This window comes from Streptomyces sp. SDr-06 (assembly GCF_003324565.1).
Classification (GTDB): domain Bacteria; phylum Actinomycetota; class Actinomycetes; order Streptomycetales; family Streptomycetaceae; genus Streptomyces.
Map to the genome: position 1 here is coordinate 220,366 of NZ_QOLA01000009.1, position 12,206 is coordinate 232,571.

Here is a 12,206-nt window from a genome sequence, read left to right on the forward strand (position 1 = left end):
TGCCGTTACCGGTTCGCCCGAAAGACGTCCATCGTCCTCGCGGCCCAGGTCACGGCCCTCGTCTAGTTCTTTCCGTGGAGGTGCCCCGTGCTGGGTCCCGTGATCCTCGCCGCTTCGCGCAGCGTCAAGATGCGCAAGCTTGTTTCGGCCGCCCCGGTGACCAAGCCCGTGGTGAACCGGTTCATCCCCGGTGAGACCGTCGACCAGGTCGTGCCGATCGTCGAGGAGACCGTCGGCAAGGGCCTGGAGCTGACCCTGGACGTGGTGGGCGAGGACATCACCACCCCCGAGCAGGCCGCCCACGCCCGCGACGCCTACCTGGAGCTCATCGAGCGCCTCAAGGAGCTCGGCCACGGCACCAAGGCCGAGATGTCGGTGAAGCTCTCCATGTTCGGGCAGGCGCTGGAGGGCGGCCACGAGCTGGCCCTCGCCAACGTGCGCCCGGTCGTCGAGGCCGCCGCCGCGATCGGCACCACGGTCACCCTGGACGCCGAGGACCACACCACCCTCGACTCGATGTTCGCCATCCACGAGGAGCTGCGGAAGGACTTCCCGCAGACCGGCTGCGTCATCCAGGCCTACCTGTTCCGCACCGAGGCCGACGCCCGCCGCCTCGCCGCGAACGGCAGCCGGGTGCGTATCGTGAAGGGCGCCTACAAGGAGCCCGCCGAGGTCGCGTACCAGGACAAGCGCGAGATCGACAAGGCGTACGTCCGGATCCTGAGGATCCTGATGGAGGGCGAGGGCTACCCGATGATCGGGTCCCACGACCCGCGCCTGATAGCCATCGGGCAGGAGCTCGCCCGGCGCGCCGGGCGCAAGCTGGACGAGTACGAGTTCCAGATGCTGTACGGGATCCGCGGCGAGGAGCACCTCCGGCTCGCCGCCGAGGGCCACCGGATGCGCGTCTACACCGCGTACGGCACCGACTGGTACGGCTACTTCATGCGGCGCCTCGCGGAGAAGCCGGCCAACCTGCTGTTCTTCGTCCGCTCGATGATCACCAAGAACTAGATTTTCGGACAGGCCCAGAGCCTCCGTTCAACCGAACACCCCTCACAAAGGAGTCAAGGAATCATGGACGCTGTGACCCAGGTCCCCGCCCCGGTCAACGAGCCGGTGCACGGCTACGCCCCTGGTTCCCCGGAGCGCGCCCGTCTGGAAGCCAAGCTCAAGGAACTGGCGGAGAACCCCGTCGACCTGCCGATGACCATCAACGGTGAGAAGCGGATGGGCGGCGGCGAGCGCTTCGACGTCGTGCAGCCGCACAACCACCGCGCCGTCATCGGCACCTACGCCAACGCCACCGAGCAGGACGCCCAGGACGCGATCGACGCCGCGCTCGCCGCCGCCCCGGCCTGGCGCGCGATGTCCTTCGACGACCGTGCCGCGATCATCCTGCGCGCCGCCGAGCTGCTCGCGGGCCCCTGGCGCGAGACGCTGGCCGCCTCCACGATGCTCGGCCAGTCGAAGACCGCCCAGCAGGCCGAGATCGACACCCCGTGCGAGCTCGTCGACTTCTGGCGCTTCAACGTCCACTACGCCCGCAACCTGCTCGCCGAGCAGCCCCCGGCGAACTCCCCGGGCGTGTGGAACCGCATGGACCACCGCCCGCTGGAGGGCTTCGTCTACGCGATCACGCCGTTCAACTTCACCGCCATCGCGGGCAACCTGCCGACCGCCCCGGCCCTGATGGGCAACGTCGTGGTGTGGAAGCCGTCCCCGACGCAGACGCACGCCGCCGTGCTGCTCATGCGGCTCCTGGAGGAGGCGGGCCTGCCCAAGGGCGTCATCAACCTCGTCACCGGGGACGGCCTGGCCGTCTCCGAGGTCGCCCTGAACCACCGCGACCTGGCGGGCATCCACTTCACCGGTTCGACCAAGACCTTCCAGCACCTGTGGAAGACCGTCGGCACGAACATCGAGAAGTACCGCACCTACCCGCGTCTGGTCGGCGAGACCGGCGGCAAGGACTTCGTGGTCGCGCACCCGAGCGCCGACCGCGCCGTCCTGAAGACCGCGCTGACCCGTGGCTCCTTCGAGTTCCAGGGCCAGAAGTGCTCCGCGTCCTCGCGTGCGTACATCCCGGCCTCCATCTGGAACGACGGCTTCAAGGAGGAGTTCGCGGCCGAGGTCGAGGGCATCTCCATGGGCGACGTCACCGACCTGTCGAACTTCATCGGCGCGGTCATCGACGAGCGCTCCTTCGCCAAGAACAAGGCCGCGATCGACCGTGCGAAGGCCGACGCCTCCTGCACGATCGTCGCGGGCGGCACCTACGACGACTCGGTGGGCTACTTCGTGCGCCCGACCGTCATCGAGTGCACCGACCCGGCGAACGAGGTCTTCACGACCGAGTACTTCGGCCCGATCCTGGCGATCCACGTCTACGAGGACGACCAGTACGACGCGATGCTGGAGCAGATGGAGTCGGCCTCCGACTACGCGCTGACCGGCGCCGTCATCTCCAACGACCGCGCCGCGGCCGCCCACACGATGGAGAAGCTCCGCTACGCCGCGGGCAACTTCTACATCAACGACAAGTCGACCGGCGCCGTCGTCGGCCAGCAGCCCTTCGGCGGCGGCCGCGCGTCCGGCACCAACGACAAGGCGGGCGCCCCGCAGAACCTGATGCGCTGGACGCTGACCCGCGCCATCAAGGAGACGCTGGTCCCGCCGACCGACTACACCTACCCCCACATGGGCTGACCCGTAGTCGCACCCGAACCCCGCCCCCGTCCTTGGTCCCCCAACCGAGGACGGGGGCGGTTTCCATTCCGCCGGGCAGCCCGGGGCTCAGACCTCGATCAGGACCTGGTCGAGCGACTTGCGGACCAGGTCGGGGACCTCGCAGTCGTCGGCGGGGTAGCCGACCGGGATCACGGCGAACGCCTTCTCGTTCGCGGGCCGCTCCAGGACCTCGGACAGGAAGCGCATCGGGCTCGGCGTGTGCACGAGCGCCGCGAGGCCGCTCTGGTGGAGGGCGGACAGCAGCAGACCCACCGCGATGCCCACGGACTCGTCGACGTAGTAGTGCTTGTGCTTGGTGCCGTCCCCGGCCAGCCAGTACCGCTGCTGGAAGACCACGAGCAGCACGGGGGCGTCGGTCAGGTGGGTCTTCACCGCGTCGGTGCCGATCGGCCGCAGCGCCGCCAGCCACTCCTCGCCGAGCCGCCCGTCGTAGGAGATCCGCTCCTCCTCCTCGGCCGCCTCGCGAATCCGGCGCCGTACGTCCGCGTCCTTGACCAGGACGAACGTCCACGGCTGCTGGTGCGCCCCGGACGGCGCGGTCGCGGCGCAGGCCACCGCGTCCCGGACGGCCTGCTCGGGCACGGGGTCGGGCGAGAAGCGCCGCACGGTACGGCGCTCGTCCATGCGCGCGCGCAACTCGGCGGCCCGCGCCAGGGTCTCGGCACTCGCCATCCGGACCGGCCGATAGGGAACGGGCCGGTAGGGCTCGCCGTGCACGGGGGTCCAGTGCTGTTCGGTAGGTGAGGACATGCCCCGAGTCTCGCGCCCCGTGGGCCGTGGCCCAAGTGGCTGATTCGGTCGGTGACTTGAAAACCGCCATGAACGGCGTCGAGGCGAGCGCCTGGAAGGATGGGGGCATGGATGTGAGGCAGCGCACCGTGCACACCAGTGGGTTGGGCCCCGCCGGGCTGGCCGGGATCCGGGGCCTTCTCGACGCCGCCTTCGACGGGGACTTCAGCGACGAGGACTGGGACCACGGCCTCGGCGGGATGCACGCCCTCGTCCACCGGGGCGGCGAACTCGTCGCGCACGGCAGCGTCGTCATGCGGCGGGTGCTGCATGACGGGCGTTCGTACCGCATCGGGTACGTGGAAGGCGTCGCCGTCCGCGCGGACCTGCGGCGCCACGGGCTCGGCGGCCTCGTCATGGCGTCGCTGGAGCGGATGATCGAGGGCGCGTACGCCTTCGGCGCGCTGGCGGCGAGCGAAACGGGCGCCCCGCTGTACCGGGCCCGCGGCTGGCGGCTGTGGGACGGACGGATCGAGGTGCTCGGGCCCGCCGGGGTGGTGCGGCTCCCCGAGGAGGAGGGCACCACCTATGTGTGGGGACAAGCCCCGCCCGCCACCGCGCCCTTGACCTTCGACTGGCGCGACGGGGACGTGCTGTAGCGGCGGCCGCCTACAGCACGCCCGCGTCCCGGGCCGGACGTAAGCTGCGGGCCCTCAGGATCTGTCAGTCCATCAATGACGGTCAGTCGTTGATCGCTGTCAGCCGCTGACCGATGCCGCCCCCGTCTCCAGGTGCCCCGTGTACCGGCGCGACCAGGACGCGTCGCAGTCGGCCGTGATGGTGAAGTCGTACCAGCCCTTCTGGTACGCCACCGCGTTGAAGAAGTCCTCCGTCGAGCCGCCCGCCGGGACCGTGTACGTCCAGGGGCCGTCGCCGCGGTAGTGGTTCGAGGTGATGGTGAACTTGACGGACGCCGCCGAGGAGTTGGTCATCTTGAACCACACCGCCAGCTGGCCCGTGCCGGACTCGACCGCGTAGCGCGCCGCCACCTCGACGGACTTGCCCGCCTTCGTGGCGTCCCCGATGAAGCGGCGCTGGAAGCGGTTGGGGCCGACCATGGTGAAGTCGTACTTGCCCGCGCCCGCGCCCGTACCGATCTGGAAGAAGTCGGTGGCGGTGCCGCCCGGGTCGACCGTGTACTGCCAGGGCGTGGTGTCGCGGTAGGCGTTGGGGTGGAGCGAGAAGTGCGCGGCGCTGGTGGCGGGGGCGCCCTGGTTGGCCATGCCGAACCAGGCCAGGATCTGTCCACCGGCCTGGAACTCGAACCGGTCGAGGTTGCCGTTCGGCTGGTAGGGCAGCGCGCGGGCCGGGCGGGTGCCGGACTCCTGCGCGGGCAGCGCGTTGGTCTGGGGCGCGGGGTTGGGCAGCGGGCCGCAGGTGCCGATGCCGATGACCGAGGTCGCGGGCAGCCCGGAGGGCATGCCGTACACCGGTGAGGCGAAGTCGAAGACGCCCGTCAGGTCGCCGGTCACCTTGCGGCGCCAGGCGCTGATGTTCGGGCAGGCCGCCGGGATGCCGAGGGCCGCCGTCCACGTCTCCAGGAAGCGCAGCACGGAGGTGTGGTCGAAGACCTCGGAGGACACCCAGCCTCCGCGCGTCCAGGGCGACATGACCAGCATCGGCACCCGGAAGCCGAGCCCGTACGGGACCCCGCTCAGGAATTCGCCCGCCGTCCCCGCGGGCGGCGAGGGCGGGGGCACGTGGTCGAAGAAGCCGTCGTTCTCGTCGTAGTTGAGGAACAGGACGGTCGAGTCGAAGACGTCGGGCGCCGCGGCGAGCGCCCGGTAGACCAGGTCGACGAAGTGCGCGCCGTCGCCGGGCGGCGCGTAGGGGTGCTCGGAGAAGGCCTGGTTGGCGACCACCCAGGAGACCTGGGGGAGCGTCCCGCCCAGCGCGTCCGCCTTGATGGCGGCGGCGATGTCGTCGGGGGTGGAGCCCTTGACCGCCGGGACGGAACCCATGCCGCGGTCGTGCAGCGGGTCGCCGGGCCCGGCGGCGGCGAACTTCGCGAAGTAGGCCAGGCCGTTGTCGCCGTAGTTGTCGTTGGCGTTCTGGTAGACCTTCCAGCTGACCCCGGCCCGCTGGAGGGCCTCGGCGTACGTCTCCCAGGTCAGGCCCGACTCGTCGCCGCCGTCGTAGCTGGTGCCGTCGACCTTGCCGCTCCACAGGTAGGTGCGGTTGGGGCCGGTCGCGCTGAGCGTGGAGCTGAAGTAGGCGTCGCAGATGGTGTAGTTGTCGGCGAGCGCGTAGTGGAACGGGATGTCGCCGCGTTCGAGGTAGCCCAGCGAGCGCACGTTGCCGACGCCGGAGACCCAGCTGTCCATGCGGCCCCTGTTCCACGCCGCGTGCTGCGAGGTCCAGCTGTGCGGCAGGTCGCCGTTGCACTGGGCGAGGGTCTCGCCGTCGGCGCCGCCCGCCGCCGGGGTGGCGCTCAGCTTCCAGGGGTACTGGCGGCCCGTGCCGTTGGGCTGATTGAAGACGGGCTGCCCGCCCGGGAGCAGGATGCCGCTGCGGTCACCGAAGCCCCGGACGCCCTTGAGGCGGCCGAAGTAGTGGTCGAAGCTGCGGTTCTCCTGCATCAGGATCACGACGTGCTTGACGTCCTTGATGGTGCCGGTCGCCGAGGCGGCCGTCGTGCTCGTGACCGCCGGACCGGCGGCCCGGGCCGCCCCCGGGGGCAGCACGGCTCCGGCTGCCACACCCGCGCCGAGCGCCACGAATCCTCTTCGACTGATCGGTGTCATCCGCCCGCCTCTTCGGTCCCCTGTGCCCCAGCGGCACATCGAGCGCAAGAGTGGCGGCAGCCAAAGGTATGAAGCTAGACCTCTACAGGGAGAGATTTATGAACTCTGCGTCAACGGCAGGGATTCTTAAGGTCCGAAAAGGGGCGGCATGATAGGTGCGGGGAGAATCCGGACCGGCCGCCCCGACCCCTCAGCGGCTCTCGACGCCCCGGGCGATGTCCCGCTTGACCCCGTACCAGCCGAGCAGCGACCCCACGGGGACCGCGCCCAGCATCCCGAGGCAGAAGCCGGGCCGGGACGGGTCGACCAGACCGGAGCCGAAGCCGGCCGCCAGCAGCGCCGTCGAGATGGCGAACACGGCCAGCAGACCTCGGTACTTGGCGCTGAAGAACAGGTGCCGACCAGGCCTCGCCGGGGTCGCGGCCAGTTCGGCGGCCGGGCCCGCGCTCGCGGCGGCCGGGCGCTTGAGGTACGTCATGTGGAGCCAGCGGCCGCACGGCTCCCAGCCGTCCGGTTCCAGCTCGGCGACCAACGCCTCGCGCTCCTGCACGCCGTGCGCGGTCTCGCGGCGGTACTCCCAGCGCATCGCGGCGTCCGGCCGGCGGCACACGAAGCGGCCGACGAAGTCGATCGACTCGACCTCCCAGCCCTCGGCCCCGTACTGGTTGAGGAGGAGCCGGTCGGAGTAGATGTCGGCGGTCCACTTCCAGGTCTCGGCCCCCGCCCCCGGCGGCTCGGCGGTGCGCTCCTGGGTGAGCCGGTCCGCGAAGACGTCCGGCGCCCCGAACTCCTCGCGGGCGTCGGCCGATCCGGACTCCGCGAGGTAGCCGGTCAGGTCGGCGACCGTCGCCGACACCTCCCGCTCCGGCATGCCGCGCGCCGCGAGCAGTCGGCCGAGCTCGGCGAAGTAGTCGGTGTTCACTCTGGTCCCCCTGGAACTGTGCCGGTGAGCATGGTGGTGACGGCCGCGTGGAACTCCCGCCAGGACGCGCCCTGTTCGGCCAGGGCCCGGCGGCCGTCGTCGGTCAGCCGGTAGTAACGGCGGCCCGGCCCGCGCTCGGCGGCCCGGAACTCGCCCACGGCGAGGCCCGCCTCTTCGAGGCGGTTGAGCACGGGATAGAGCGTCCCGCCCTTGATGTCTCCCAGGCCGGCGGCGGTGAGCGCCTTGGAGATCTCGTACCCGTAGCTCTCACCGTCGGTGAGGCAGGACAGGACGAGGAGGTCGAGGACGCCCTTGAGCCAGCTGGATCTGCGGTCTGCGGCCATGCGTGTATTCCACCACCACCTAGGTAGGAATGCAATCTAGGTGGCCATGTCGCCACCCCCGGGGCCCGTCGCGCGCGGCGGGCGGGCGTTCAGTCGGCCACGCGCACCAGGAGCTTCCCCGTGTTGGCTCCACCCAGCACCCCGATGAACCCGTCCACGATCCCCTCGAACCCGTCCACCACCGTCTCGTCCGAACGCACCCGCCCCGATCGCAGATGCGGGACCAGGAACTCCTCCAACTCGCCTTGTACCTCACGGTGGTTGCGGACCAGCACGCCCTCCAGGCGCAGGCTCCTGCTGATCACCTCGTAGAGATTGCGGGGCGCGGCGGGCGGCGCGGCGAGGGTGTCGTACTGGGCGACCGCGCCCACCCAGGCGATCCGGCCGTGGGCGCGCAGGCCCGAGATCGCGCCCTCCAGATGGGCGCCGCCCACGTTCTCGACGACCGCGTCGACGCCGTCCGGGGCCGCCCGGGCCAGCAGCTCGCCGACCGGGCCGTCGTGGTAGTCGAAGGCGGCGTCGTAACCGACGTCCTCCGTAAGGTACTCGACCTTGCGCGGCGATCCCGCGCTGCCGATGATCCGGCCCGCCCCGAGCAGCCGCGCGATGCGTCCGGCCGCCGTGCCGACGCCCCCGGCCGCCGCCGTGACGAACAGGTCCTCGCCGGGCTGGAGGCGCAGCGTCCGGGTGAGCGCCACATAGGCGGTGAGCCCGGTGCCGCCGAGGATGCCGAGGTGCGCGGAGAGCGGGACGCCGTCGTACGCCGTGATCTTCCGCACCCCGTCGGCGCCCAGGGTGACCAGCGCGTGGGTGCGCCAGCCCTGCCGGTGGAAGACCAGATCGCCCTCCGCGAGGCCCGGATCGCGCGAGGCGAGCACCCGGCCGAGCGCGCGGCCCTCAAGCGGCGTGTGCAGGGGGCCCGCGTCCATCACCTCGCGGTGGTACGGGTCCACGGAGAGGTAGAGGTTCTCCACGAGGGCGGTGCCGGGGGCCGGGTCCGGCACCTGGGCCCGGACCAGAGCGAAGTCGGCCGGGACCGGGCGCCCGACGGGGCGGGCGGTCTGCTGAACGGTGATCGAGGTCGTCATGGGCCAGGACGTTAGGAGGGAATGCGCACCGGTGGCAGGGGGTTGCGTCGATGGCACCGTCCGAACCATCAATTCTCCTCATGCCTACAGGTGGGAGCCCCGATGCCCAGCGACCTCGCCCCGCACGAACTGCGCGTCCTGGTGGCCGTGGAGCGCGAGCGCGGCTTCTCCGCCGCCGCGCAGAAACTCGGCATGGCCCAGTCCGCGGTCTCGCACTCGGTGCGCTCCAGCGAGGCCAAGATAGGCGCGGTGCTGTTCGAGCGCGGCCGCCGGGGCGCGACGCCTACCCCGGCCGGAGCTCGCGCGGTCGCCCACGCGCGCCGGGTGCTGCGGCTGCTCGACACCCTGGCGGCGGAGGCACGCGGCGCCGCTCCCGACCCGGCCGACGACACCGTCGAGGGGCCGCTGCGGATCGCCGCCTTCCGCAGCGCCGCCCTGCGGTTGCTGCCCGCGGCCCTGGAACGGCTCACCGTCCGCCACCCCGGGATCGTGCCGGAGGTGCGCCTGGTGCGGGAGATCGGCGCGGGCACGGCCGGGGAGGTCGCGGCGGGGCGCGCCGACCTCGGCATCGCGACGATCGGCACCACCTCGCCCGTCCCGCCCGGGCTGGTCGGCGACGTACTCCTGGAGGAGGGGTACGCGCTGGTCCACCCGGCGGGGCATGCCGCGCCGCGCTCGCTTCCGCTGGTCGACTGGGACGAGAACTGCACGTCGTACACCCGCCGTTGGTGGTCCGAGCAGGAGTGGATCCCGGCCGCGACGGTGCGGGCCGAGGACGACGGAGCGGTGCTCTCGATGGTGAGCAGTGGTTTCGGGATGGCCATCATGCCGGAGCTCTCGCTGATCGGAGCGCCGCTCTCGGTCGAGATCACCGATCTCGGACCGGAGCGCCCGACGCGCTCCGTCGGCTATGTGACCACGCCCGAACTCGCCGGTTCCGTCGCCGTCCGCGGACTGATCAGGGAACTGCGGGCGCTGCGCCCGCAGTCGGCCGTCCCCCGCCCGGCGAGCCGGGCCCCGATCCCGGCCCCGCCGACGGCGCAGCACCCGGCCGGTCTGCCGCGTTGATCCCCGTCACGGTCTCCGCGACCGCGCCCCGCAGCCACCGGTGCGCCGGGTCCGCGTCCACTCGGATGTGCCAGGCCTGCACGAAGGGGTTGGCCGGCAGGTCGAGGGGGATGTCGAGGACCGCGAGCGGCATCGCCCGGGCCGCCTCGACCGCGAAATGCGACGGCACCAGCGCCAGCGCGTCCGAGCGGAGGGCGAGGAAGCAGGCCGCCGAGTAGGTCGGAGCGGTCGCCAGCACGTCCCGGGTCAGGCCGAGTTCGGCCAAGCGCTCGTCGACCACGCTGCGCACCCGGCCGCGCCGGGTGACCGTGATGTGCGGGAGCGCGGCGAACCGCTCGGGGGTCAACCGCTCGGCGGCGTACGGCCCGTCGGCGCGCACCACCGCCGCGTAGCGGTACTCGGCCAGCGGACTGCTGCGGACGTCGTGCGGCAGGTCGCCCATCTGGCCGACCTCCAGGTCGATCCGGTCCCGCAGATCGCTCGGGTCCTCGTCGCCCTCGGGCAGCATCCGCAGCCGCACCCCGGGCGCCTCGCGCATCACCCGCTCGGTCAGCGGCGCCCCGAAGATCACCGCCATGCTGTCATTGGCCCGGATGGTGAACTCCCTTCGCAGGGTGGCGAGTTCGAGCTCGGGCGGCGGGCGCAGGGCGGCCAGCGCCGCCGCGAGCGCCGCCTCGACGCGCGGCTGGAGCTCCCGGGCGCGCGGCGTCAGCGTCAGGCCGCGCCCCGACGGCACGAGCAGGTCGTCGCCCACCACCCGGCGCAGCCGCCCCAGGGTCCGGCTCATCGCGGACGGCGAGATCCGCATCTCGGCGGCGGCCCCCGCCACGCTCCCGGCTCGCAGCAGGGCGTCGAGCGAGGGCAGCAGATTCATGTCCGGCAGCTGTGGCATGGCCCGATTATCGCCGACTCATGCATGGGATGCACGCCTCGGTTGATAAAACGGACCTTGTGTGCAGCAATGAGTGCGGCCACGCTGGACCCCATGCTCGAAACCCGACAGCGCGCCACCGCCCTCCTCGTCGCCGGCTGCTTCTTCATGGAGATGCTCGACGGCACCATCGTGGCCACCGCCACCCCGCAGATGGCCGCCTCCCTCCACACCACGCCCGCCTCCGTGGGCCTGGTGATCACCGCCTATCTGCTGACCCTCGCCGTGCTCATACCGCTCAGCGGCTGGCTCACCGCCCGCTACGGCGCGCGGCGGATCTTCCTCACCGCCATCGCGGTGTTCACCCTCGCCTCGGCGGGCTGCGCGGCCAGCGGCAGCCTCGGCCTCCTCATAGCCATGCGCGTACTGCAAGGTGCGGGCGGCGCGATGATGGTCCCGGTCGGCCGGCTCCTGGTGCTGGCCGGCGCAGCCAAGACGGACCTGCCGAAGGTCATGGCCTACATCGTCTGGCCCGGGCTGCTCGCCCCCGTCGTCGCCCCGCTGCTCGGGGGAGTGCTGACCACGTACGCCAGTTGGCACTGGATGTTCCTGGTCAACCTTCCGATCGGCGCGGCCGCGTACCTGGTCGCCCGGCGCCTGGTGGTGGCCGGGCCGACCGCCACCCCGCCGCCCCTGGACGTCCCCGGCGTGCTGCTCGGCTGCACCGGGCTCGCCGCCCTCGCCTGGGCCACCCATCTGGTCGCCGACACCGACAGCGCCTGGCCGCCGGTCGCCGCCGTCGCCGCGCTCGCCGTCCTCGCGCTCGGCGCGGCCGGGCGCCATCTGCTGCGCACCGCGCACCCGCTGGTCAACCTGCGCACCCTCGACGTGGCGTCGTTCCGGGCCGCCGTGACCGGCGGCTCGCTCTTCTGGATGGTGGTCGGCGCCATGCCCTTCCTGCTGCCGCTGCTCTTCCAGGAGGTGTTCGGGTGGAGCGCGGTGAAGTCCGGTGCGGTGGTGCTCTTCGTCTTCGTCGGCAACATCGGGATCAAGCCCGCGACCACCGGCCTCCTCAACCGCTTCGGGTTCCGCCCGCTGCTCCTCGTCTCCACCACCGGCCTCGCCGTCGCCGTCGCCGGCTGCGCCCTGCTCACCGACGCCACCCCCGTCGCCGTGACCGCCGCCCTCGTCCTGCTCGGCGGGGCCGCCCGCTCGCTCGGCCTGACCTGCTACTCGACCATCGCCTTCAGCGAGATGGCCCCCGAGCGGCTGCGCGACGCCAACGCGCTGTCGGCGACCGCCAACCAACTCGCGGCCGGGCTCGGGGTGGCCGTCGCGACCCTCGCGCTGCGCCTGGGCAGCGGCCTCACCGACACCCCTTCGGCCGCCTACGCGGTGGCGTTCTGCCTGCTCGGCGCCGTGTGCCTGATCCCCGCGCTGGGCGCGCTGCGGCTGCACCGCGACGCCGGCGACGCCGTGCGTACCCGGCTCGCGTAGCCGCCCCCGCGCATCGCGTCGAGAGGGTGTCCGTCTCAGATAGTAGGGAGTCCGAGTAATTGTGGAGACAGACTCCAGCGCAAGGCTTAGCTTTGTAGGAGCCGAACGACTCGCAGATCCAGCGAACGGCGG

The 12,206-nt window shown here is 71.9% G+C and carries 11 protein-coding genes; 5 read left to right on the plus strand and 6 right to left on the minus strand.

All coding sequences use genetic code 11. The features are described from left to right. The first annotated feature begins 87 nt into the window (after nt 1-87). On the plus strand, nt 88-1,014 hold the full coding sequence (locus tag DT019_RS20490; RefSeq protein WP_114038322.1) for a proline dehydrogenase family protein: 927 nt from the start codon (nt 88-90) through the stop codon (nt 1,012-1,014). A 63-nt stretch (nt 1,015-1,077) separates the two neighbouring features. Further along, nucleotides 1,078-2,709: an L-glutamate gamma-semialdehyde dehydrogenase gene (gene pruA, locus DT019_RS20495; protein WP_114038323.1), complete on the plus strand. Its 1,632-nt coding sequence runs from the start codon at nt 1,078-1,080 to the stop codon at nt 2,707-2,709. Between the two features lie 87 nt (nt 2,710-2,796). Here pruA and DT019_RS20500 read toward each other — a convergent pair whose 3' ends face one another. Next, nucleotides 2,797-3,501: a nitroreductase family protein gene (locus DT019_RS20500; RefSeq protein WP_114038324.1), complete on the minus strand. Its 705-nt coding sequence runs from the start codon at nt 3,499-3,501 to the stop codon at nt 2,797-2,799. 107 nt (nt 3,502-3,608) lie between these two features. Here DT019_RS20500 and DT019_RS20505 point away from each other — a divergent pair, with 107 nt between their 5' ends. Further along, entirely contained in the window at nt 3,609-4,139 is a 531-nt protein-coding gene (locus DT019_RS20505) for a GNAT family N-acetyltransferase (RefSeq protein WP_114038370.1), read from the plus strand. 99 nt (nt 4,140-4,238) lie between these two features. Here DT019_RS20505 and DT019_RS20510 read toward each other — a convergent pair whose 3' ends face one another. From DT019_RS20510 to DT019_RS20525, 4 genes are all read right to left on the minus strand, one after another. Continuing rightward, nucleotides 4,239-6,284: a phosphocholine-specific phospholipase C gene (locus DT019_RS20510; RefSeq protein WP_114038325.1), complete on the minus strand. Its 2,046-nt coding sequence runs from the start codon at nt 6,282-6,284 to the stop codon at nt 4,239-4,241. Nucleotides 6,285-6,474: 190 nt separating this feature from the next. Next, a complete protein-coding gene (locus DT019_RS20515) occupies nt 6,475-7,206 on the minus strand; it encodes a hypothetical protein (protein WP_114038326.1) in 732 nt (243 codons plus the stop codon). After that, nucleotides 7,203-7,550 carry a PadR family transcriptional regulator gene (locus DT019_RS20520; RefSeq protein ID WP_114038327.1) on the minus strand — a complete coding sequence of 116 codons (348 nt, stop codon included), beginning with the start codon at nt 7,548-7,550 and terminating at the stop codon, nt 7,203-7,205. Before DT019_RS20520 ends, DT019_RS20515 begins: the two co-directional genes overlap by 4 nt. An 89-nt stretch (nt 7,551-7,639) precedes the next feature. Beyond that, on the minus strand, nt 7,640-8,638 hold the full coding sequence (locus DT019_RS20525) for an MDR family NADP-dependent oxidoreductase (RefSeq protein WP_114038328.1): 999 nt from the start codon (nt 8,636-8,638) through the stop codon (nt 7,640-7,642). 102 nt (nt 8,639-8,740) lie between these two features. Between DT019_RS20525 and DT019_RS20530 the strand changes: the two genes are divergently transcribed. After that, the gene (locus DT019_RS20530) at nt 8,741-9,706 is read left to right on the plus strand and encodes a LysR family transcriptional regulator (protein ID WP_114038329.1); all 966 of its coding nucleotides are present in this window, start codon (nt 8,741-8,743) and stop codon (nt 9,704-9,706) included. On the opposite strand, the gene DT019_RS20535 is transcribed toward DT019_RS20530, so the two are convergent. Next, complete coding sequence (locus DT019_RS20535) at nt 9,597-10,598, minus strand: LysR family transcriptional regulator (RefSeq protein WP_114038330.1); 1,002 nt, start codon at nt 10,596-10,598, stop codon at nt 9,597-9,599. The genes DT019_RS20530 and DT019_RS20535 overlap by 110 nt on opposite strands. Nucleotides 10,599-10,691: 93 nt before the next feature. Here DT019_RS20535 and DT019_RS20540 point away from each other — a divergent pair, with 93 nt between their 5' ends. Further along, complete coding sequence (locus DT019_RS20540; protein WP_114038371.1) at nt 10,692-12,074, plus strand: MFS transporter; 1,383 nt, start codon at nt 10,692-10,694, stop codon at nt 12,072-12,074. Nucleotides 12,075-12,206 lie beyond the last annotated feature (132 nt).

Bases quoted from the DNA above. Each gene is read 5' to 3' on its own strand.
- pruA (WP_114038323.1), top strand. From the start codon at position 1,078: ATGGACGCTGTGACCCAGGTCCCCGCCCCGGTCAACGAGCCGGTGCAC.
- DT019_RS20500 (WP_114038324.1), bottom strand. From the start codon at position 3,501: ATGTCCTCACCTACCGAACAGCACTGGACCCCCGTGCACGGCGAGCCC.
- DT019_RS20505 (WP_114038370.1), top strand. From the start codon at position 3,609: ATGGATGTGAGGCAGCGCACCGTGCACACCAGTGGGTTGGGCCCCGCC.
- DT019_RS20510 (WP_114038325.1), bottom strand. From the start codon at position 6,284: ATGACACCGATCAGTCGAAGAGGATTCGTGGCGCTCGGCGCGGGTGTG.
- DT019_RS20520 (WP_114038327.1), bottom strand. From the start codon at position 7,550: ATGGCCGCAGACCGCAGATCCAGCTGGCTCAAGGGCGTCCTCGACCTC.
- DT019_RS20525 (WP_114038328.1), bottom strand. From the start codon at position 8,638: ATGACGACCTCGATCACCGTTCAGCAGACCGCCCGCCCCGTCGGGCGC.
- DT019_RS20530 (WP_114038329.1), top strand. From the start codon at position 8,741: ATGCCCAGCGACCTCGCCCCGCACGAACTGCGCGTCCTGGTGGCCGTG.
- DT019_RS20535 (WP_114038330.1), bottom strand. From the start codon at position 10,598: ATGCCACAGCTGCCGGACATGAATCTGCTGCCCTCGCTCGACGCCCTG.
- DT019_RS20540 (WP_114038371.1), top strand. From the start codon at position 10,692: ATGCTCGAAACCCGACAGCGCGCCACCGCCCTCCTCGTCGCCGGCTGC.